The organism is Mucilaginibacter lutimaris (genome assembly GCF_042676625.1).
In the GTDB taxonomy this organism is placed as follows: domain Bacteria; phylum Bacteroidota; class Bacteroidia; order Sphingobacteriales; family Sphingobacteriaceae; genus Mucilaginibacter; species Mucilaginibacter lutimaris.
In genome coordinates this window covers 620,998-642,014 of the sequence record NZ_JBHTIA010000003.1, presented here as the reverse complement: position 1 = coordinate 642,014, position 21,017 = coordinate 620,998, and the positions used below count along the sequence as shown (strand labels likewise).

20 protein-coding genes are annotated in these 21,017 nt (G+C 42.9%); 1 reads left to right on the top strand and 19 read right to left on the bottom strand.

All coding sequences use genetic code 11. The features are described from left to right. From ACFQZI_RS03705 to mraZ, 8 genes are all read right to left on the bottom strand, one after another. Nucleotides 1–1,146 carry an FtsW/RodA/SpoVE family cell cycle protein gene (locus ACFQZI_RS03705; protein ID WP_377138569.1) on the bottom strand — a complete coding sequence of 382 codons (1,146 nt, stop codon included), beginning with the start codon at nt 1,144–1,146 and terminating at the stop codon, nt 1–3. Nucleotides 1,147–1,213: 67 nt separating this feature from the next. After that, entirely contained in the window at nt 1,214–2,575 is a 1,362-nt protein-coding gene (murD, locus tag ACFQZI_RS03700) for a UDP-N-acetylmuramoyl-L-alanine--D-glutamate ligase (protein WP_377138567.1), read from the bottom strand. Between the two features lie 33 nt (nt 2,576–2,608). Then, nucleotides 2,609–3,850 carry a phospho-N-acetylmuramoyl-pentapeptide-transferase gene (gene mraY / locus ACFQZI_RS03695; protein ID WP_377138564.1) on the bottom strand — a complete coding sequence of 414 codons (1,242 nt, stop codon included), beginning with the start codon at nt 3,848–3,850 and terminating at the stop codon, nt 2,609–2,611. 10 nt (nt 3,851–3,860) lie between these two features. After that, a complete protein-coding gene (locus tag ACFQZI_RS03690; protein ID WP_377138561.1) occupies nt 3,861–5,321 on the bottom strand; it encodes a UDP-N-acetylmuramoyl-L-alanyl-D-glutamate--2,6-diaminopimelate ligase in 1,461 nt (486 codons plus the stop codon). Further along, nucleotides 5,318–7,408 (bottom strand): penicillin-binding protein, encoded by a 2,091-nt coding sequence (locus tag ACFQZI_RS03685; RefSeq protein WP_377138558.1) that lies wholly within the window; start codon nt 7,406–7,408, stop codon nt 5,318–5,320. Before ACFQZI_RS03685 ends, ACFQZI_RS03690 begins: the two co-directional genes overlap by 4 nt. Further along, nucleotides 7,405–7,818, bottom strand: a complete 414-nt coding sequence (locus tag ACFQZI_RS03680; protein ID WP_377138555.1) for an FtsL-like putative cell division protein — start codon at nt 7,816–7,818, stop codon at nt 7,405–7,407. Before ACFQZI_RS03680 ends, ACFQZI_RS03685 begins: the two co-directional genes overlap by 4 nt. Further along, nucleotides 7,815–8,717 carry a 16S rRNA (cytosine(1402)-N(4))-methyltransferase RsmH gene (gene rsmH / locus ACFQZI_RS03675; protein WP_377138552.1) on the bottom strand — a complete coding sequence of 301 codons (903 nt, stop codon included), beginning with the start codon at nt 8,715–8,717 and terminating at the stop codon, nt 7,815–7,817. The genes ACFQZI_RS03680 and rsmH overlap by 4 nt, the downstream gene beginning before the upstream one ends. Then, entirely contained in the window at nt 8,710–9,174 is a 465-nt protein-coding gene (mraZ, locus tag ACFQZI_RS03670; protein ID WP_377138549.1) for a division/cell wall cluster transcriptional repressor MraZ, read from the bottom strand. The genes rsmH and mraZ overlap by 8 nt, the downstream gene beginning before the upstream one ends. Nucleotides 9,175–9,631: 457 nt before the next feature. On the opposite strand from mraZ, the gene ACFQZI_RS03665 reads away from it, so the two are divergent. Further along, entirely contained in the window at nt 9,632–10,738 is a 1,107-nt protein-coding gene (locus ACFQZI_RS03665; protein ID WP_377138546.1) for a hypothetical protein, read from the top strand. Between the two features lie 3 nt (nt 10,739–10,741). On the opposite strand, the gene ACFQZI_RS03660 is transcribed toward ACFQZI_RS03665, so the two are convergent. From ACFQZI_RS03660 to ACFQZI_RS03610, 11 genes are all read right to left on the bottom strand, one after another. After that, the gene (locus tag ACFQZI_RS03660) at nt 10,742–12,262 is read right to left on the bottom strand and encodes a glycoside hydrolase family 32 protein (protein WP_377138544.1); all 1,521 of its coding nucleotides are present in this window, start codon (nt 12,260–12,262) and stop codon (nt 10,742–10,744) included. Nucleotides 12,263–12,361: 99 nt separating this feature from the next. After that, nucleotides 12,362–12,784, bottom strand: coding sequence for a hypothetical protein (locus ACFQZI_RS03655; protein WP_377138541.1), 423 nt, complete (start codon nt 12,782–12,784; stop codon nt 12,362–12,364). A gap of 99 nt (nt 12,785–12,883) precedes the next feature. Beyond that, complete coding sequence (locus ACFQZI_RS03650) at nt 12,884–13,309, bottom strand: tail fiber domain-containing protein (RefSeq protein WP_377138539.1); 426 nt, start codon at nt 13,307–13,309, stop codon at nt 12,884–12,886. Between the two features lie 70 nt (nt 13,310–13,379). Then, nucleotides 13,380–13,622: a hypothetical protein gene (locus tag ACFQZI_RS03645; protein WP_377138536.1), complete on the bottom strand. Its 243-nt coding sequence runs from the start codon at nt 13,620–13,622 to the stop codon at nt 13,380–13,382. A 117-nt stretch (nt 13,623–13,739) separates the two neighbouring features. Further along, a complete protein-coding gene (locus ACFQZI_RS03640; protein WP_377138533.1) occupies nt 13,740–14,156 on the bottom strand; it encodes a VOC family protein in 417 nt (138 codons plus the stop codon). Between the two features lie 170 nt (nt 14,157–14,326). Further along, nucleotides 14,327–16,183 carry a CocE/NonD family hydrolase gene (locus tag ACFQZI_RS03635; protein WP_377138530.1) on the bottom strand — a complete coding sequence of 619 codons (1,857 nt, stop codon included), beginning with the start codon at nt 16,181–16,183 and terminating at the stop codon, nt 14,327–14,329. Between the two features lie 91 nt (nt 16,184–16,274). After that, entirely contained in the window at nt 16,275–17,468 is a 1,194-nt protein-coding gene (locus ACFQZI_RS03630) for a phosphoglycerate kinase (RefSeq protein WP_377138528.1), read from the bottom strand. Between the two features lie 99 nt (nt 17,469–17,567). Further along, on the bottom strand, nt 17,568–18,002 hold the full coding sequence (locus tag ACFQZI_RS03625; RefSeq protein ID WP_377138525.1) for a GNAT family N-acetyltransferase: 435 nt from the start codon (nt 18,000–18,002) through the stop codon (nt 17,568–17,570). Then, nucleotides 17,999–18,997: a type I glyceraldehyde-3-phosphate dehydrogenase gene (gene gap / locus ACFQZI_RS03620; protein ID WP_377138522.1), complete on the bottom strand. Its 999-nt coding sequence runs from the start codon at nt 18,995–18,997 to the stop codon at nt 17,999–18,001. The genes ACFQZI_RS03625 and gap overlap by 4 nt, the downstream gene beginning before the upstream one ends. A 53-nt stretch (nt 18,998–19,050) precedes the next feature. Further along, on the bottom strand, nt 19,051–20,157 hold the full coding sequence (locus ACFQZI_RS03615) for an MraY family glycosyltransferase (protein ID WP_377138518.1): 1,107 nt from the start codon (nt 20,155–20,157) through the stop codon (nt 19,051–19,053). Between the two features lie 55 nt (nt 20,158–20,212). Beyond that, on the bottom strand, nt 20,213–20,959 hold the full coding sequence (locus ACFQZI_RS03610; protein WP_377138515.1) for a glycosyltransferase family 2 protein: 747 nt from the start codon (nt 20,957–20,959) through the stop codon (nt 20,213–20,215). Nucleotides 20,960–21,017 lie beyond the last annotated feature (58 nt).

Below are 21,017 nucleotides of genomic sequence, written 5' to 3'. Positions count from 1 at the left end.
TTACGCTATACTTATCTCACCTACTACAACCTTCTTCGGCTCATCTATATCCCTGCTCACCGATAGTATGATACCAAAGGCCACGCTGGTAAATAGAATAGACGTACCGCCCATACTAACCAATGGCAACGGCACGCCTGTTACCGGGCCTAAGCCTACAGCTACTGCCATGTTGGCAAACGCCTGTATGGTTAAACTAAAGCTTAAGCCCGCAGCCAATAAGGCCCCAAAGGCTTTAGGCGCTTTAGTTACAATTTTTATACATCTGTACAGTAAGAACAGATAGATGCCTACCAGCATGAAGCCGCCTATTAAACCATATTCTTCAACAATAGTTGCATAAATAAAATCCGAATACGGGTGTGGCAGATAATTACGCTCGGTACTGTTACCGGGGCCTTTACCAAACACACCGCCGGTAGCTATGGCTATCTTAGAGTGATCTGACTGGAACGATTTATCGGGGTTAGCTGCTTCGGGGTGCATAAACGCATGAATACGGGACATATACGTTGTGCGGCGCGGGCCTAACAGCATTACACCTGCTAATAAAAACCCGCCTGCAACACATACTATAGCAATTTGCTTTATACTGATGCGGCCTATGATGAGCAACAAAATACTTACCCCAAACAGCATCAAGGCCGTTGAAAGGTTTGCCAGCGCTATCAGTATAAAAACTAAACAAACCGAACCCATGATTGGCAAAAATGAGTTTTTTACATCCTTAATATTCTCCTGCTTGCGCGACAGTGTACGGGCCAGGTAAGTAATTAGTGCCAGCTTTGCCAAATCGGAGGTTTGGAAGGTTAACCCTGTACCGGGGATAGCGATCCAACGGCTTGCATCATTTACATGGCTACCAAATACCAATGTATACAGCAATAATGGAATGGTAATAACCATTAATATTTTTGAAATACCGGCATAGTAACGATAGTCTAACAAATGCGAAAAGTACATCAGTGCGATACCGCCTATGATCATAAACATGTGCTTTACCAAGTATGACTCTGCGCCTTTATTATGTTTATACGCAATAGTACCTGTTGAGCTATACACAGCCAGCATGGATAGCACAGACAGCAGGATGACGATAAGCCATATCCAGCGGTCTCCTTTTACGTTACTGAGTATTTGATTCATATTGTTCTTTTGAATTTCACCGATTATTTGATTTCACCGATTTATATCATTTATATTTCCATCAGAATTATAGTTCTTTAACGGCATCCTTGAATTGACGCCCCCTATCTTCGTAATTTTTGAACAGATCGAAGCTTGCACAGGCGGGTGACAATAATACTGTGTCGCCTTTGGTTGCCAGGTGATAAGCTACCTGCGCCGCCTCTGCTGCCGACATGGTATTTACAATTACCTCCACATCTTCTTCAAATGCATCATGGATACGCTTATTGTCTTTACCGAGGCATACAATAGCTTTTACTTTTTGCTTTACCAGGGGTTTAAGCATGCTGTAATCGTTGCCTTTATCCACACCTCCCAATATCAATATTACGTCACTGGTCATGCTCTCCAGCGCGTACCATGTAGAGTTTACGTTGGTAGCCTTAGAATCATTAATGAAACTGATACCCGATATTTTACCTATCGACTCCAATCTGTGTTCAATGTTCCTGAAGTTACCCATGCTCTCCCTCATTGTTTCGTTGCGCAGCTCAAGCACTTTGGCAACAATACCAGATGCCATTGAATTGTAGATGTTGTGCTTACCCTGCAGGGCCAGTTCGTTTATTGACATTTGAAAATGTTCTTGGTGTACGTTTATAATTAGGTTGTTATCGTCGTCGAGATATGCTCCCTCTTCAATCTTTTTTTCTATCGAAAAAGGCAGTTGCTTTGCCGATATTAATTTGCCTTCAATTACTTTTTTAGTCTCCGCGTCGTCTGCGCAGTAAATAAAATAATCGTCAGCACCCTGGTTTTGCGTTATCCTGAATTTAGACGCCGCGTAGTTCTCCAATTTATAGTCGTAACGGTCCAGGTGGTCTGGGGTGATATTTAACAATACCCCTATATCTGCCTTAAACCTGTACATATTATCCAACATAAAGCTGCTTATCTCCAGCACGTAGTAATCATACTTTTCGGTAGCTACCTGGTAGGCAAAGCTTTTACCAATGTTACCCGCAAGGCCTACATTTAAGCCGCCATTTTTAAGGATATGATAAGTAAGGCTGGCGGTGGTTGTTTTACCGTTAGAGCCGGTTATACATATCATTTTAGCATCGGTATAGCGACCTGCAAACTCAATCTCGGATATTACCGGGATACCTTTCTCCACCAGTTTTTTAACCATCGGTGCCTTGTCTGGTATACCCGGGCTTTTTACCACTTCTATGGCGGATAGTATCTCCGTTTCGGTATGGCCGTTTTCTTCAAACCGGATATTCCACTCCTGCAACTGTTGTTTGTAATGACCGGCTATTGCCCCAAAATCCGACACAAAAACATCATACCCCTGCTGTTGGGCAAGGTATGCCGCCCCAACGCCGCTTTCGCCGGCGCCAAGTATGGCAAGCCTTTGGGTTGATATGTTTTTGTTATCGTTCATTTTAACTGATCTCTATTCTCTACTTATTATTCACTAACGAAGCTTCAGCGTTATCACCGTTATTATGGCCAGGAAAATGCAGATGATCCAAAAACGGGTAACGATCTTGGATTCATGGAAACCTTTCTTTTGATAATGGTGATGCAGCGGTGCCATCAGGAAGATCCTGCGGCCTTCGCCATATTTGCGTTTGGTAAATTTGAACCAGCCTACCTGCATCATTACCGAAACATTTTCTACCAGGAACACACCGCACAGTACCGGCACCAGTAACTCCTTACGGATGATAATGGCAAATACTGCAATGATACCTCCAATAGCTAAGCTGCCTGTATCGCCCATAAAAACCTGTGCCGGGTAAGAATTATACCACAAGAAACCTACACAAGCACCTACAAACGCACCGGCAAAAATTACCAGTTCGCCCGAATTAGGGATATACATAATGTTCAGGTAATCGGCAATCAGGGTGTTACCCGATACATAAGCTAAAATTGCAAGCGTTAAGCCAATAATGGCTGATGTGCCTGTAGCAAGCCCATCTATACCATCGGTTATGTTTGCACCGTTTGATACTGCGGTTATGATAACAATAACAAATACCATAAATACCATTAACGCGTAATGCTCATAACCAGGTCCTAAAAACTTAAGCACCTTTGCGTAATCAAACTCGTTGTTCTTGTAAAATGGCATGGTGGTTTTGGTCGATTTAATATCTTGGGTATAAACCTGCTTATCGCCACGCATATGAAAATCAACAGGCACATCGTACTTAACGGGCAGCTTAACTTCCTGCCTGATGGTTATGTTGGTATGGAAATACATCGTCCAACCGATGATGAGCGCTAAGCCTACCTGGCCCGTTATTTTAAACTTACCCGCAAGGCCCTCTTTATTCTTTTTAAATACTTTAATATAATCATCCAGGAAACCGATGAGGCCTAACCAAATTGTGGTTACCAGCATCATTACGATATAAATATTATCAAGTTTGGCAAAAAGCAATGTGGGTATAAGGATACCAAGAATAATGATGATACCACCCATTGTAGGCGTACCCGATTTTTGCATCTGCCCTTCCAGCCCAAGGTTACGTACAGTTTCGCCAACCTGCTTAAAGCGCAGGTAATCAATTAACCTGCGGCCATACACAGTGGTAACCAATAACGATACAATTACCGCCATAGCCATCCGGAAGGTGATGTACTGGAATACACCTATCCCGGGGATACTGTAGTTTTTACTTAGATAGGTAAACAGGTAGTAAAGCATCGGCTTTGTTTTAATTCAGTTGTTTAAATTGTTCCTGTAACTCCTCCATATCGTCGAAATGGTTTTTCACACCATTTATTTCCTGGTATTTTTCGTGGCCCTTGCCGGCAAGCAGGATAATATCTCCCGGTTGCGCAAACATGCAGGCGGTTTTAATAGCCTCGCGCCTGTCGGCTATGCTTACGGTGTGGCGTTTGAATGCCGGGTCGATACCTGTTTCCATATCTTTTATGATCTGGGCAGGGTCTTCGGTGCGCGGGTTATCTGATGTAAGGATCACTTTATCGCTCCACTCGCTGGCAACCTTAGCCATTACCGGGCGTTTGGTTTTGTCCCTCTCGCCACCGCAGCCTATTACCGTTATTACTTTTTCGCTCCCTTTACGTATATCATGAATAGTGCTCAGCACATTCTGCACTGCATCGGGCGTGTGGGCATAATCCACAATACCTATTACCTTATTAAGGGCAACTATATATTCAAACCTGCCTTCGGCTCCGGTTAATCTGCTTAAGCTTACCAATACTTTTGATCTATCCTGCTCCAGCAACATAGCTGCCGAATAAACAGCGAGCAGATTGTAAGCGTTGAACGTACCCACCAACTTAAACCAAACTTCTTCATTATCTATGTTCAGCAGTAAGCCACCAAACTGGTTCTCAATAATTCGTGCCTTATAATCGGCCATGCTTTTAAGGCCGTATGATTTTTTGTGTGCAGAGGTATTCTGCAACATCACATTCCCATTTTTATCGTCGCTGTTGGTTAAAGCGAAAGCACTTTTGGGCAGATTATCAAAAAAGGTCTTTTTGGCCTTTAAGTATTGATCAAATGTTTTATGATAATCCAAATGGTCGTGCGTAAGGTTAGAGAAGATCCCGCCCGAAAACTTAAGCCCATCCACCCTATGCTGCGAAACAGCATGCGAGCTTACTTCCATAAAGCAGTAATCGCAGCCTTCGTCTACCATGTCGGCAAGTAGCTTGTTCAATGCAACAGGATCCGGCGTGGTATGGGTTGATGGTATTATGCGGCCATTCACCTGGTTCTCCACGGTAGATAAAAGACCGCATTTATAGCCCATATCAATAAAAAGCTTATATAAAAGCGTAGCTATAGTGGTTTTACCGTTTGTACCGGTAACACCAACCAGCTTTAGGTTTGATGAAGGGTTTTCGTAAAAGTTTGCAGCAATAGTTGCCAATGCTTTTGCAGAATCGGCCACCATTAAAAAATCTACTTCGGTTGCCGTATGTGCAGGCAGCTCTTCGCAAATAATAACTATAGCGCCATCTTTGATAGCCTGATCGATATAATCGTGCCCATCAACAGCGGTACCTTTTACCGCAACAAACATACAGCCCGGCACTACCTTACGCGAGTCAAATACAATGGCGGATATTTCCACATCGGCACTTCCCTGTAATTCGGTAAATGCTACCCCTTCAATTATATCGCTTAAATATCTCATTGCAGTTCTATAATTATTTTTGAACCTTTTGGTATAATGCTGCCACCGGTTACCGACTGTGTGGCTACCTGGCCACTTCCTTTTACCGCTACCTTATAGCCTGCGTTACCCAAGGCAAAAAGCGCGTCGCTTAAGCCCATGCCGGTAACGTTTGGCACTGTGCCTGTTTTATATTTATTATCCTCTGATGCTATACCGCTGCTGGTATCAATACCACTTGGCGTAACTGATGCATACAATGGTTTAACGCCTAATTTTTCGTACACCTTCTTTAATGCCTTTAAGTTGCCTTGTTTAAACTTAGGCAGCGTGGTATTACCAATTAAATGAGCTGGCGCCTGGTTAAGGTCCATATCGGCGGCATAAACTTTATCGGCAATTTCCCTAAACGCAGGGCCGGCAACTGATGCCGCGTAATACCCATTCTTAGGGTCGTTGATAACTACTATAAGCGAGTACTTAGGTTTATCTGCCGGGAAGTAACCACAAAACGACGACTGGTATTGCTTTTTAGCTTTATAACCTTTATTTGCATCGGCAACCTGGGCGGTACCCGTTTTACCGGCTATTTTATATAACGGATTGTACACATACTCGCGGCCGCTGCCTTCAACTACTACACCCTCTAACATTTCCTGCATTTTTTTCAAGGTAACATCAGAGCAGATCTTGTTATTAAGCACTTTGGTTTGGAAGCGCTCTACCGTATTGCCTAAGCGCCGAATTTCTTTTACAAAAACAGGGGTGATCATTTTGCCATTATTGGCAACAGCGTTATACAAGCTCAACATTTTTAAGGGCGTAAGCTGCATCTCGTACCCATAAGCCATTTGGGGCAGAGTCATGTTCTTATTCCAGCTGCGGTTATTTGGATTTTTAACCACAGGCTGTGCTTCACCAGGAATTTGCAGGTCCATTTTTTCGTTCAGGTGCCAATCGTACAGGTGGTCTGTAAATTTAGATTGGTTATCTTTATAGTATTTACTTACCAATGAAGCAACGGCGGCGTTTGATGATTTTTCGAACGCCTTTTTAACCGATACAACCCCTATGCTACCGTGCGAATCTTTAATAACATGACCGGGAATAGGGAATTCGCCGGTATTTACCCGGGTGCTTGTATCTACCTTGTTATCCTCCAACAAAGCCATGTACGATGCCAGCTTAAAGGTTGAGCCGGGATCCTGGTTGCCTGCAATAGCATAGTTAAATTTCTCTTTAAAAGTATTATCCGGCATGCGGGTATAGTTGGCAACGGCCCTTACCTCGCCGGTAGCTACTTCCATTAATATGGCTGTACCGTGGTCGGCTTTGGTAATTATCAATTGCTTTTCAAGCGCGCTTTGCACGTAGTCCTGCATGTTTATATCAATGGTAGATATAATATCGGCCCCTTCTTTTGGCGCTATCTCATCTTCGTCGTTAATAGGCATCCAAACACCACCAGCCATACGGCGCTCCAGGCGTTTGCCGCTTTCACCGTTGATATAATCGGCATAGGCACCTTCAAGGCCAACGCCATTCTTCACATTGGCGTTTTTATATCCAATAGTACGTTCGGCTAAAAAACGGAAAGGGAAAATGCGCCTGTTTTGCTGAACCGCTATTAAACCGCCTTTATATTTTCCCAGGTTAAAGATCGGGAACTTGCGGATCTCTTTTAGTTGCTGGTAAGTAACCTTACGCCTAACCAATTGATAACGCGAACTATCCTTACGGGCATCGCGGAAGATCCTTGAATATTCACGTGCCGATTTATCGCCAAAATAGCTGGATAGCTTCATAGCCAATGAATCTATCTTCTCGTTAAAGACCTTATCATTCTCGATACCACCGGCAAGCATATCCATATGCAATTCATACTCCGGCACCGATGTTGCCAGCAGGCTGCCATCGTTAGCGAAGATGTTACCCCTTGTTGCTTCAATGTTTTTGTAACGGGTAGACTGCGCCTTAGACATGGCCTGCCATTTTTTACCCTGCACAAACTGTACACGGCAAAGCTGAAATAACACAGCCCCCGCAAAAAGCAAGATCAACCCAAAAGCAAGGTAAACCCTAACAAGTATATTGGTCCTGATACTCATTCCTGTACATCCTCCTTTACAGTTATTTTTTGTGGCGGCTCGTTAGATTCTTTGATGCCCAAAGTATCTACCCGCTTCGCAACCTCGTTTAATGTGCTTTTAAAGGCCAAATCAGCCTTAGTACTTTTATATTCCCAACTTAGTTCTTTAACCTCTTTACTTATTTTATCAATATCGCGGATGTTGTTTTCAGACAGGTGCCTGTTACCAATGTATAACATCCCTAAAAAGGCTAAGTAAAAAATAAATGGCAAAGCGCTGGTAGCATCATCGGTAGTGATAACCCCATTTCTTAAGAACTGGGTAAAAAAGTTATCCGGAAGCTCCTTTTTTACAGGCTTTTCTTCCACAATAAGCTTTTGCTCCTCTAATTCTTCTTCCTGAATTTCTGTACGTAAACGATTGGTCATTTTTTTACAGCTATCCTTAATTTGGCACTGCGTGCCCTGTTATTTAACACTATCTCTTCGTCGGTGGCTACAATAGCGCCGCGACTAACCGCATCAAACGGGCGGTTATTATTTCCGTATAGATCTTTTTCTACCTCACCGCTGAATTTACCTTTGGCGATAAAGTTTTTTACCAGCCTGTCTTCCAGCGAATGGTAAGACATTACCACCAGCCTGCCACCGGGCTTTAAAACCTCTGCGGACTGATTAAGAAAATCTTTCAGGGCTTCCAGTTCCTGGTTAACCTCTATCCTTAACGCCTGGAAAACCTGCGCCAGGTATTTATTTTCTTTCCCCCTTGGGGTGATGTTGCTTATCGCATTCTTCAGATCCGCCACGGTATTTATTGGTCCGTTAAGCCTTGCGGTCACAATGGTTTTGGCAAGCGATTTCGCATTTTGCACCTCGCCATACATTCCGAAGATGCGGTGCAGATCGACCTCGCTGTAGTTATTCACTACCTCTTTAGCGCTCAGGTCTGATGCCTGGTTCATACGCATATCCAGTTCGGCATCAAAGCGGATAGAAAAACCACGCTCGGCCTGATCAAACTGGTAAGATGATACCCCCAGATCTGCCAGGATCCCATCAACCGGAATAGCATCATGCAGGCGGGTAAAATTCTTTAGATACCTAAAATTCTGATCAATGAAGATAAACCTGTCATCATCTATCAAATTCTGCTGCGCATCGGCATCTTGGTCAAAAGCAAACAAACGGCCGTCTTCGCCAAGGTGTTTTAAAATCTCACGCGAGTGCCCGCCACCGCCAAAGGTTACATCAACATAAGTACCGTTCGGCTTAATATTCAAAGCCTCTATGCACTCGGCCAGCATAACAGGTACGTGATAATTACTCATCGCGCCCCCTTCCTTTATTAGCCATAACCTCTTCGGCTAACGCGGCAAAGTTTTCAGGCTCCTCACTTATCATTTTCTCATGCGCCTTTTTATCCCAAACCTCTACCTTATTTAGCATACAGGTTAACACAACCTCGTTAGTTATACCGGCGTAATCCAGTAAATTCTTTGGTAGGTTAACCCTCCCGGTGCCGTCGGGCTGCAAATTTGTTGCACCAGCGGTAAAATATCTTACAAACTGAATGGCTTTTCTGTCGTATTCGTTAAGTTTGCTCAGCTCGTCAAGTTTCTTGTCCCATTCCCGTTTAGTGTAAATAACGAGATAATTCTCAAGGCCACGATTGATCACAAGGCCCTCTTTCTCAGCTTCCGGAAGCTGTTTTTTGAGGTCCGAAGGGATCATCATCCGCCCTTTGGCATCCAGTTTACAATTAAATTCTCCGGTTAAATAGGACATTCTTTACGGTCAACAATATTTGTTACGTAAAAGTAGTTTACTTTTACCACTTTATGACACTTTTTACCACCAAAAAGTTTTCAACATTTTTGGCGCTTTTTCGCCTATATTATTTTCTTAATAATGAAAGCTTTGAGACTGTATTTTATCTTCAGATCGTTACCATCTCCCAACGCACAAACCGCATATGCATAGAGTTGCAACATAGGGCCTGTATGTACCGATAATTTTAATTGTACATATGACGGTTTTGTTCACGTTCACGTTTGCACAAGCAATCAATAAACTACAATGCACTAATAATCAAATATTTATATTTTTAGGCACTGACAAAATGCTGCCACCATTAATTTCAATTACTTTACAGGTGAGTGGTTGATGAAGTTTAAACTGTCGCCAAAAAATACTTTTTAAGAATCAAGTATTTATTGTACCTTAACAGGACGATAACCTTATCATGAAATTATACCTAATTACCTTTATAGCAGCACTTTGCTGTTATTCTATCGCATCTGCACAGGAAACTGCTTCTGTTTCAAGAAACATCAGGCTCGAGTTTATAAAAGGCGACAGCATCCGTTTAGGCTTAAATGAAGAATTTAATTTAATTGAAGAGAACTGTAGCCAGATACTTCGTTACTGCCATGTAGATCTGCAACAGAGAAAGTTCACCGGCCCTTTCAAAGATGTAAGCCACGATAACCCTCAATTGATTATAACCCAAGGCGCCTATTCTGCTGAAGGGCTTAAAGAGGGACCGTTCATTATTAATTATTTAGACGGTACGCCGCAGGCAAGGGGTAGCTTTAAGCACGATAAGTTTGAAGGCAAATGGGAGCTATTTTACAACACAGGGAAACCACTAATGACTTTTGATGCCAGCGGTACAGATATTAAAATTATTGATGTTTGGGATGAAAAGGGCAAAAAAACCGTAGACAACGGCAATGGTATTTACCGCTCGGATATGGGGTTTATATACTGGAAGGGCAAGTTGCTTAATGGCAGGCCGGATGGTAAGTGGAGATCCAAAAAAACGGCGGATAATTCTGACTTTACCGCAGAAGTGTATAATTTGGGTGCATTTAAAAAAGGCATTACCTCATTTAATGAGTATACAGACGGGCCGCGTATGGAACTGATCTCACCAACATTATTTTTATTTGTAGGCGCCGAAAGGCTAAGCTTTTCGCAGTTTGGCTGTGGTTTTAGCAAACCAAAAACAATAATACACGCCAGTTACTCCGGCGGCATGAATTCATTTTCTGAACGTATTGGGGAGGCGTTAAGCAGTTACCTTAATACAATCGACCTGAAATCTTACGATGAGCTATTGACAATCGAAGGAGAGATAACGGAAACGGGTAACCTTGCCAAACTGAAAGCCATTAATCCTTTCAATATCAATATATCACAAAGCCTGATAAATAAACTGCGTACACTACCACGCCTAAAGCCCGCAACTATTGATGGCAAACCCGTTGCAGAAGGTTTTTCTATTACGATGACCTTCCAAAACGGTATGTATAGGTTTAGCTACCAGTTTTTACCAATTAAACAATAATAACTACCAAATAGACTTCAAAGGCTGTATCTGTAGCTTTTCTATCTCCATACCATTGTTTATAATGCCTAAACTTGTGTAAGGCTTTTTAGGGAAGTATATGCCGGTGAGGGTGCTTAAGCCTCCATCTGCAAACAACTCTACGGATGATACATCGACCAATAACTCAAAATTTGAGGTTGGTAGTAATGATACGCGCGGCACATATGCTATAGCAGCAAATTGTTTATTAAAGGCGCTTTGCCCTGCCTTTGTGCGGTCTATATAATAACGGCTGTTTGCCGCATCATAACCTACAACCAGTTTTTCGCCATAGGCATTTGATAGTACTACAGCGTAATCTTTTACGGCCGCGGTGTTAAACTTTAGCACATATTGTGTGGGTGTTTGTTTTATAACAGAAAATATGTTGTTGTTTTTGGCTAATTGCAACGCATCAACATCAAGAGTTTGGGTGGCAATTTTATTCAGTTCTTTAACCGGGGTTGATGCCAGGTAAATATCGCCCGCCGCAAGCTTCAACGAAAGCTCGCGCGGAATGGTCATGGCATTGCGCCATTTAACTGTTGGCACCTCGTTAGCATACATCCAGTTACCCATCCAGCCTAAAAACACTTTACGGTTACCGGTGTTGCCAAAAGTTACACCGGCATAATCATCAGGCCCGTAGTCTATCCATTTAGTTTGATTACTGCTTGGGGTAAAGTTTTTACCATCAAAATGCCCAACAAAATATTGCGTTGCCGACCCCTTGTTTGGCCCCCCGGGATTTATGCTTACCAATAACACCCAATACTCTTTACCATTTAACTTAAGCGGAAACAGATCAGGGCATTCCCAAACACCACCGTGCGCGCCAAGCATCTGCCCAAAATCGCTTTCCTTTTTCCAGTCTTTAAGGTTTGGAGATGAATAGAAGGTTATCCTATCTTTAGTGGCCAGGCTCATAACCCATTTTTTATCCTTGGCGTACCAAAACACCTTAGGGTCGCGAAAATCTTTTATGCCCGGGTTTTTAAGTACCGGGTTACCAAGGTACTTTACCCAGGTAACGCCTTCGTTAAGGCTGTAGGCCAGGCTTTGGTTTTGAAAGGCAGATGTATTAGCCTTCTCGCCCTTTGGGTTGTGATGAGTAAATATGGCTACCATGGCCGGTTTATCCTTTGTACCAAAGCCCGATGTATTGTTTTCATCAACTACAACACTCCCGCTAAAAATATAGCCCAGTTTATCGGGGTATAATGCTATGGGCATTTGCTTCCAGTGGATAAGGTCCTTACTTACCGCGTGGCCCCAGTGCATAGGCCCCCATACCGAAGCTTTGGGATAATGCTGAAAAAACAGGTGATAAGTACCTTTATAATATACCATCCCATTAGGGTCGTTGGTCCATTTCTCTTTTGGTGAAAAATGCGCCTGAAGCCTATATGGTTCATGATATAATTTGGATGCTGCTTTTTGCGCCTGCGCAGTAATTGACGCTACAATAAAGCAAACGGCAAGCAAACGTTTCTGGATATTCATAGATGTTACAATTCGGTTTAAAGTATGCCCGGCATATACAATTAGTACGCTAAAGCTAAGTACTATAAACTGAATTGTAACAAGAATAGTATGAAATTGTTAATCGAACTTTGCAGTTTCGGGGCCCGATATCTTGTTAACATGGCAGTTACAGCCACCCGATACTTTTATGGCAACCTGTTTAGTTTGGCCGGTTGCTTCGCTTGTAGCCGTTATACGAACGTCATCACCTTCGGCAGAGAACGCGCTTTTGGTTTCATCGGTAGCTACAATTATAACACCGGGCACAGTGTTAATAGTAGCCGCATAGGATGTTGCCGGGACTGCTTTGCCTGTACGAACATTTATTAATGATACATCCTTAATGGCCGTAGGCTTGCCATCTGCGTCGGTAAACGAAAAATCTATTATGGCAAATACCGCTGTACAGGTTTGTGTGCCGCACGTTGGCTTGTCGTTATTTTTTTTACATGCCGATAAGCTTATAGCCAGCACCAGTACTAAAAGTAGTTTCTTATACATAATTGGTTGGTTTATAACTATTACGCCTGCTTGGCTTATGATGCTACAACTTTAAAAAATAAAAGCAGCGTTTTAGGCGCTGCTTTTATTAATGTGATTTTACTTGCTTTTCTTGAGTTGCTCTATTTCGGCACGCAGTTGCTCTATCTGGGCTTGCTGCTCTTTAACAGCGCCAACCAATAGCGGCACCAGTTTTTGCAGATCTACCTCGCTGGTAGTTAGGGCGCGCTGGTTGCCTTTACCCGCAGTGTACCAATTGTTGTGCGTAGTAATGGCCGAAGGGACTACCAGTTTGGCATCATTAGCGATAAAGCCAAATTGCGTACCTGTGGGCAGGTTAAGCTGCTTGTATTCGCCGCGGTTATACTGGTAAGTAACCGGCTGAAGTTTGTTAATGTAACTTAGCGAATTTGTTACGGGCGCAGTGTTGGTTTTGATCTGCGCATCGCTAACGGTTTGTGCTGATGCAGTAAATGCAGAAAGAACTATAACTAAAAATAGTATAAATGGGATGTGAATTTTCATGATATAAAATAATTTAATGTAAATAATAGCCGCACCAAATGGCAGCATTAATAATTGACAGGAAATTAAATTATACGTTGGGAGGCGGCGTAGGCACAGACGGCACCCACGCTAAATGCGCGGTATGGTTATAATCGCGATAAATTATTCTTTTAAAACTAATGTAAATCTGCGGTAACGCAACAGGGCTTACCGCCCAAAACTCTTTGGGGTTGGTTTCTTTAGTTTCGTTACGCCCAGCAGCATTCTCCTCGTCGTTAGCAGCCTGCGCGTCCGTTTGGGTAATGCGGTGCTTAGCTATTATAGACAGCACAGACACGCCTGCACTTTCTAATAGAGCGCAAACACACAAACATACCAAAAAATGCTTAAGCCAACTTGATAGCATTACGAATAATTTACTATGCAAACATAGCAAATTTAAAATGGTTTAAAGAATTTGGTTAAATTCTAACCGCTCACCATCGGGCCCGGTAATATTAAAATATCTGCAGCCATTAGCCCAAAACTGCAAAAATACCGGCCCGGGTTCTACAATATTAAAACCTGCCTCTTTTGCCATAGCGTAAGCTTTATCAATATCGGGCACGTTAAAGGCAATATGATCTATATGCCCATTTTCCCTACTGCGAATATCGTTCAATTCCTGTTCGGGAAGCTGGTATATTTCAATCACCATTTCACCACGCTGCATCATAACACAACTGCCTGGTTGCCCATTGTGCATAAAGCCTGCCAACATAACCCTTTTAAATCCAAGGCGCTCATAAAACGTTTGCGAATCGCCTATGTTAGTTACCGGTATACCAACGTGCTGAATAGCGGTGATGTTGATGAATGATTGCATAGGTGATCAGAGTTTACTTAACTGGCTATACGCCGGCGTTATTATTTTTATGAAGGTTTAGTTAATAACGTTAACAATGGCATAATAATAATGTTCTATCTCAGTTTGAGCTTATCGAAGACCTATATAACGACAAATGTTTCCACAAGCTCAACATGACAAAATTATCTTTACAAGACCCTTACCTTTAAATAGCTTGGATTTAGTTTTGAACTATATACTTTATGCGTTGCCTTTTTAAAATCAGTATCCTTAGCCTTCATGATATCCTGAAATTGCTGGGTGCTCCTGTCAATAAGCGGGAACCAGGTGCTTTGGATCTGCACCATAATGCGGTGGCCTTTCTTAAAGGTATGCAAAACATCCTGCAACTCGAAGTTTACCGGGGTTACTTTGCCGGGCACAAAAGGTTCGGGCTTACTAAAGCTGTTGCGGAATTTTCCGCGCATAGCCTCGCTGCGTACCATTTGCTGGTAACCGGCCATGCTTACATCCTTACCGGTAAATTTATTAACGCTTGCTGTATCAGGGTACACATCCAATACTTTTACAATCCAGTCGGCATCGGTACCTGTTGTACTCACTTTTAGGTTTGCCCAAATGTTGCCGGCAATTGTAATGTCTTTATCCAGTACTTCGGTTTTATAGGTAAGTACATCCGGGCGCTTTTCGGCAAAACGCTGGTCGGCGGTCATGTATTCCCGTTTCATATCAAAATCGATACCATCAATAAACGGCACCGGGTTCATCGGGTCTGATACAAATTCTTTAAAGTCGTTTTTGGTAGTGGTTGGCGCGGTGAATGAAAGCTTGCCACCCGGCAACATGTACAGGTTTTTTTCCTGGGCCTCAACCGGCGGCCATGCCTTGTAGGTTTTCCATTGGTTTACACCGGTTTGAAAGGTGTTCACTTTGGCAATATCCAGCGGTGTACCTTTAAGGTAATGGCTAAAAAACGCGAACTCTATCTTTTCCCTGTAAAACGAACCTGTTGGGCCGCCAAAATCAACATCGCCTAAATGATCGCCATTGCCGCGTGCCCAGCCTCCATGTACCCAAGGGCCCATAGCAAAATAAACAGGAGTGGTTGGGTTCTTTTGAGCCAATACCTTATAGGTGTTAATAGCGCCATATAAGTCCTCGGCATCGTACCAGCCACCGGTAACCAACACGGCGGTTTTAATATCGTGTAGGTGGGTCAATACATTGCGGTCCTTCCAGTGCTGGTCGTAATTTGGGTGGTCCATCATTTCGTTCCACAGGCGGATGGTATCTTTAAAATACTTTACGTTAGAATTACGCATGCTGCCCATATCCAGAAAGAACTTATAGCCATCCTCAGTACCGGGATTAAAGCCTTTTCCACGGCGCTGGGTTGGTTTATCATCCTGCCTGTTGGTGAAACCCGGATAAAAGCCGAAGTTGGCAACCAGCATAAACGCGCCATTATGGAAGGCATCATCGCGATACAGATCGGCAATTGGCGCTTGCGGCGATGCGGCAACCAGCGCCGGATGGCGGCTTAGCAAGGCGGTAGTGGTGTAAAAGCCCGGATAAGATATACCCCACACCCCTACTTTGCCATTATTATTTGGCAGATTTTTTAGCAGCCAGTCAATAGTATCATAGGTATCAGTACCTTCATCAACATCTTTATTGGTTTTATGTACTTCCAGTTCGGGCGTCATTTCTTCGTAAATGCCCTCGCTCATCCAGCGGCCACGTACGTCCTGGTAAACAAATATATAACCATCATGTACAAACTGGCTCGACGGGCCAAGGCTGCCTTTATACTTATCTGCACCATAAGGCGCAACACTGTAGCAGGTGCGGTCCATCATGATAGGATATTTTTTCGACTGATCTTTTGGCACATATACCGATGTGAATAGCTTTTTGCCATCGCGCATGGGTATCTGGTATTCAAACTTCGTGTAGTTCTCCTTGATATAAGCGGCATCGTTTTGCGCGAAAGAGCTGAAAGCCAAAAGCAGGAAGCTAAAAGCAATAAGTAAAGTTTTTTTCATGATGTGGAATTGATGCTTTAAAAGTAAACAATAAAACAAAGAAGCCCTCCGAAATTCGGAAGGGCTTCTTATAATATTTACGTTACAATACTTAGTCTTCGTTAATGGCTTTAACACCCGGTAACTCTTTACCTTCCATATATTCCAACAATGCGCCACCACCTGTAGATACATAGCTAACGTCTTTGGTCATATCAAACTTGGCTACCGCCGCCGCAGAGTCACCACCACCTATCAGCGAGAATGCACCGTTATCTGTCGCCTTGGCTACAGCCTCGGCAATGGCTTTGGTACCCACCAGGAACTTTTCCATCTCGAACACTCCCATAGGGCCATTCCAAAGAATAGTTTTTGACTCCTCAACCACCTTGCTAAACAATTCAACGGTTTCAGGACCAATATCCAAGCCCATCCAGTTATCAGGGATCTGGCCGGTTTTAGCAACATCAGTATTAGCATCGTTGCCAAATTTATCGGCAATAACGTTATCAACCGGTAAAAGCAGGTTAACACCTTTGTCTTTTGCTTTTTGTTTCAGGCTTAGTGCAAGATCAAGTTTATCGGCCTCAACCAGTGATGTACCAATAGTACCGCCATCTGCTTTGGCAAACGTATAGGCCATACCACCACCAATGATCAGGTTATCAACCTTATCTAAAAGTTTTTCTATCAACTCTATCTTGTCTGACACCTTTGACCCACCCATAATAGCGGTAAAAGGTTTTGCAGCACCGTTCAATATTTTTTCGGCATTGTTTAACTCAGCAGCCATCAGGTAACCAAATACTTTGGCGTCCGGGAAAAACTGTGCTATAACCGCTGTTGAAGCGTGCGCGCGGTGAGCGGTACCAAAAGCATCGTTCACATATACGTCGCCCAGTTTTGAAAGCTTTTCGGCAAAATCCTGATCGCCTTTTTCTTCTTCTTTATAAAAACGAAGGTTTTCTAACAAAAGCACTTCGCCTTTTTCAAGCTCTTTTGATTTTTGTACGGCCTCTTCGCCAATACAGTCGTCAGCAAACTCAACCTGCTGGCCTAACAGATCGGCTAAGTGTGGTACTATATGTTTTAAGCTGAACTCTTCAGTCGGGCCATTTTTAGGGCGGCCTAAGTGCGACATCAAGATAACGGCACCGCCATCTTTTAAGATCTTTTTAATAGTTGGCAAAGCCGCGGTCATACGGTTATCATCGGTAATGTTGTAGTCCTTATCCAGGGGTACATTAAAATCTACACGGATAAGCGCACGTTTACCGTTAAAACTGATCTGATCTACTGTCTTCATATATTGATGTTATATAATTTACAAACGGGGCCAAAATGGGTAAATTTATTCTAATCACCAACGCAAAAGTTAAAAAGGTGTTTGCATTTGCTTAAAACTTCATTGTATCTTAACATACATGGCATGATGCGGGCCAATGCCGGGAACCTCAAACTCAGGAGATATGATCTCGAAACCAACACCTAAATAAAATTGAATGGCGTTTTTACGCGCGTTGCACCAAATGTAATTTACCCTTTGCCCGCGCAGGTATGTAATGGCAAAGTTTACCAGCATATTTCCGTAGCCCCTGCCCCTATACTCCGGGGCCGTGGCCATGCCGCGTAACTGGTAAGCCTTACCCTCAAATCCCTCATATCCCATTGGATGAAAAGATGCGATACATACCAGATCATCATCTTTATAATAACCCAAATGAAACGCGCCATCGGCATCATCATTAGGGAAGCGGCATTCCTGTAGGCTAAGTTTACCATCGCGCAAAACCTGGTTACGCAATGGCAATACATCATTGGCTGTAATAAACTTTATCATGCGGGTAGCTGACTAATTTCTTCAACCAGGTCGGCAAGCCGGCTGCTGTAGCCCATCTCGTTATCGTACCAGCCCACAACCTTAACAAGGCCGCCAACAATGGATGTTAGCTGCGCGTCAAATATACAGCTGTGCGTGTTATCTAATATATCGGTAGAAACAATAGGGTCTTCGGTGTATTCCAGCACGTTTTTCATGGTGCCATTGGCTGCTGCCTTAAAAGCCTCGTTGATCTGGGCAACGGTTGGCAATACCTCAAGGCTGCAGGTAAAATCGGTAAGGGAACCGTTAAGCACCGGTACACGGATGCCCGCGCCACCCAGCCGGCCTTCCAAATGCGGAAAAATGTTGGTTATGGCTTTAGCGGCGCCGGTTGTTGTGGGGATGATAGATGCCGATGCGGCCCTTGCCCTTCGCAGATCCTTATGTGGCGCATCGTGTAGGCTCTGGTCGCCCGTCATAGAATGTACGGTGGTAATATAGCCGTCTTTAATGCGCCAGTTATCGTCCAATATCTTTACCATTGCGGCTACATTATTGGTGGTGCATGATGCGTTGGAAAGTATAGGCGCTTTAAGATCTACCGTACCATCGTTAACGCCAAGTACAACTGTTGGGATACTTTTATCGGCCGAGGGGGCCGATATGATAACCTGTCTTGCGCCTGCCTCAAGATGTTTTGACGCGCCCGCTTCTGTTATGAATTTCCCGGTCGATTCTATAACCAGGTCGACACCTAATTCTTTCCATGGCAGCAGTGCCGGGTTGGGTTGCCGGTAAACTTTTATGGCGTTGCCATTAACATACAGGTTGGCTTCATCGTGGGTGACCGTACCCTTAAAACCACGGTGTACAGAATCGTACTTAAACAGATGGGCAAGTGTACCGGTATCCGTTTGGTCGTTTATAGCCACAACCGTGATGCCCGGCTTTGCAAGAATGGTTCTTAGAAATATACGGCCTATACGGCCAAAACCGTTTATAGCGATCCTCATTTACAATTAAATTAAAGGATGCAAAACTAACAAAATAAACAGGGCACTAAAAGCTACACAAACAGATTGCGAACCGATAAGCTCGCGCGCTCTTTTGAACGTAAGAAGAATGTGATAGCCCAGTTAAACAGCAGCGATGCCGAAAGGATAAGTACCATAAGTGTAAAGTTACCCAAATGGGCAAACGCGAACACAATAATAATTAGCATGATATTGATACCGGCCAGTAAAAACGTGGTTTGCAGATGCGTATACCCAAGCCTGAGTATCCGGTGGTGTATGTGATTACGGTCGGCAGCGAAAGGCGACTTACCCTGCGCAACACGTAAAGTAAATACCCTTAACGTATCAAAAATCGGCCCTATTAATATGGCAAATGTAAGCGCCGGTGCAGAGATAACCGCGGGCACGTTAACTGATGATGTAAATTTATTGAACTCTATAAATTTAACGGCCATAATTGCGGATATAAGTCCTATAAGTAAGGATCCGGCATCGCCCATAAATATTTTTGCGGGGGTTAAATTAAACCGTAAAAAGCCAACTACCGCGCCTACTATGGTTAACGATACCGCCGCCATTTCGTAATGCTTCATGGAGATAAACAGGATAGAGAATGCACCGTTTACAATAATGCAGGTGGTAGCCGCCAGCCCGTCAATACCATCAATTAAATTAAAGGCGTTTATAATAAGGATAATAAACAGCACAGATAATACCGCGCTGGTTAAGTACGATATATTTGTTAAGCCAAATATGCCATACATGCTGGTAAAGCGTATATCACCCAATATAACCAGTATGGTAGCTACTATAAATTGTATTAAAAACTTTGTGCTTGAGTTTACGCCCGAAAGGTCATCCTTTACACCCATTATAAAAAGCACAATGCTGGCTGTAAGCAAATAACTAACAGGTATGTTTTTATCTATGATACTAAATAATAGGAGGGTAATTATAAAACTTACAAATATGGCTACTCCGCCCAAACGGGGTATGCCATGATCGTGCTGTTTTCGAAAATGGCCAACATCATCATATAAATGCCTGGTGCGTGCTACGTGTAAAATTGAGGGGATGGAAAGCAACGTTATCAGAACTGAAAACGCTATCATTAAAAAATAATACGCAAAATAATACGTGTTTAAATATTCGGGCATCTATATAAATGTTAGGGGCAATTATATACCCCAAATGTATAAATTTTATCTACCATTAAAAAAATTGCCTTAACTTTCTTAATGGCTTTAATACCAGTGTTACAGGCGGAAATATTATTCTATTATTATACATCGCCTTCATATCAAACAATAAAGCTTTGAGCCTATTTTTAATACTGCTATTGCTTACACCACCAATGCTCATTTGCACCAAAACCTGTTTTACGTAAAAAACCGACAAATGGTTTAGGTGTAAATACCTTAACATTAATTCATAATCGGCCGCGGTACCAAAATCCAGGCTATAATTACCAAACCTTTCAAACAATTCGCGCCGGCAATAAAACGTTGGGTGGGGTGGCATCCAGCCGAAGTTAAACTTCCCTTTTTCATATTCGCCGCTCACCCATTTACGCCTGATCGTGCCATCCGGCTTAATGTAATTTAGGTCGCCGTAAACAATATCAGTATTGTTATTTTTAAAAGCATCAGATACAACTGTTAAAATGTGGTTACCCGCAAAAAAGTCGTCGGCGTTAAGTATGCCTACTATATCCCCTGTTGCCAAAGCAATGCCTTTGTTCATGGCATCGTAAATTCCCTTGTCGGGCTCAGATACTAAAACACTTATATATTCACGGTATTTTTGGGCTATTGATACGGTATTGTCTGATGAGTTGCCGTCAATTATGATATACTCAACGTTATTATAATCCTGGCTTATTACCGACTTTATTGATTGCTCAATTGTGGCTTGAGCATTATAGGCAACAGTTATTATTGATATTTTAAGGTCATGCACCGCGGAAAAATACGTTTATTTATGATGCAAATTATGTAATTTTGAAATCGCTGCATAA

Bases quoted from the DNA above. Each gene is read 5' to 3' on its own strand.
- mraY (WP_377138564.1), bottom strand. From the start codon at position 3,850: ATGCTTTACTACCTGTTTACCTATCTAAGTAAAAACTACAGTATCCCC.
- ACFQZI_RS03615 (WP_377138518.1), bottom strand. From the start codon at position 20,157: ATGCCCGAATATTTAAACACGTATTATTTTGCGTATTATTTTTTAATG.
- ACFQZI_RS03635 (WP_377138530.1), bottom strand. From the start codon at position 16,183: ATGAAAAAAACTTTACTTATTGCTTTTAGCTTCCTGCTTTTGGCTTTC.
- ACFQZI_RS03660 (WP_377138544.1), bottom strand. From the start codon at position 12,262: ATGAATATCCAGAAACGTTTGCTTGCCGTTTGCTTTATTGTAGCGTCA.
- gap (WP_377138522.1), bottom strand. From the start codon at position 18,997: ATGAGGATCGCTATAAACGGTTTTGGCCGTATAGGCCGTATATTTCTA.
- ACFQZI_RS03665 (WP_377138546.1), top strand. From the start codon at position 9,632: ATGAAATTATACCTAATTACCTTTATAGCAGCACTTTGCTGTTATTCT.
- ACFQZI_RS03690 (WP_377138561.1), bottom strand. From the start codon at position 5,321: ATGAGATATTTAAGCGATATAATTGAAGGGGTAGCATTTACCGAATTA.
- ACFQZI_RS03625 (WP_377138525.1), bottom strand. From the start codon at position 18,002: ATGATAAAGTTTATTACAGCCAATGATGTATTGCCATTGCGTAACCAG.
- murD (WP_377138567.1), bottom strand. From the start codon at position 2,575: ATGAACGATAACAAAAACATATCAACCCAAAGGCTTGCCATACTTGGC.
- ACFQZI_RS03640 (WP_377138533.1), bottom strand. From the start codon at position 14,156: ATGCAATCATTCATCAACATCACCGCTATTCAGCACGTTGGTATACCG.
- ACFQZI_RS03650 (WP_377138539.1), bottom strand. From the start codon at position 13,309: ATGAAAATTCACATCCCATTTATACTATTTTTAGTTATAGTTCTTTCT.
- ACFQZI_RS03680 (WP_377138555.1), bottom strand. From the start codon at position 7,818: ATGACCAATCGTTTACGTACAGAAATTCAGGAAGAAGAATTAGAGGAG.
- mraZ (WP_377138549.1), bottom strand. From the start codon at position 9,174: ATGTCCTATTTAACCGGAGAATTTAATTGTAAACTGGATGCCAAAGGG.
- ACFQZI_RS03685 (WP_377138558.1), bottom strand. From the start codon at position 7,408: ATGAGTATCAGGACCAATATACTTGTTAGGGTTTACCTTGCTTTTGGG.
- ACFQZI_RS03630 (WP_377138528.1), bottom strand. From the start codon at position 17,468: ATGAAGACAGTAGATCAGATCAGTTTTAACGGTAAACGTGCGCTTATC.
- rsmH (WP_377138552.1), bottom strand. From the start codon at position 8,717: ATGAGTAATTATCACGTACCTGTTATGCTGGCCGAGTGCATAGAGGCT.
- ACFQZI_RS03655 (WP_377138541.1), bottom strand. From the start codon at position 12,784: ATGTATAAGAAACTACTTTTAGTACTGGTGCTGGCTATAAGCTTATCG.
- ACFQZI_RS03705 (WP_377138569.1), bottom strand. From the start codon at position 1,146: ATGAATCAAATACTCAGTAACGTAAAAGGAGACCGCTGGATATGGCTT.